The sequence below is a fragment of the Leifsonia sp. SIMBA_070 genome, from assembly GCF_046534635.1.
Classification (GTDB): Bacteria; Actinomycetota; Actinomycetes; order Actinomycetales; family Microbacteriaceae; genus Leifsonia.
Window position 1 is genome coordinate 1 of record NZ_JAWRYK010000545.1, and the last position, 256, is coordinate 256.

Annotated in this window: 1 pseudogene; it reads left to right on the forward strand. The window is 68.0% G+C overall.

The annotated features are described in order from the left end of the window. Window positions 1-256, forward strand: a pseudogene (locus SB754_RS21375) (PTS lactose transporter subunit IIC); the annotation flags it as partial.

Consider the following 256-nt stretch of genomic DNA (forward strand, 5'->3'; position numbering starts at 1 on the left):
CCTGCTGCCGGTCGTCGGCATCATCCTGGGCCTCATGATGTGCTTCGACCTCGGCGGCCCGATCAACAAGGTCGCGTACGCCTTCGCCGTCGCATCGCTCGCCGACGGTTCGCCCGACAACCCGATCCCGTATTACATCATGGGCGCCGTGATGATCTCGGGCATGGTGCCGCCGCTCGGCATGGCGCTCGCGTCGACGGTGTTCGCGCGCCGGAAGTTCACCGCCACCGAGCGCCAGAACGGCATCGCGGCCTGG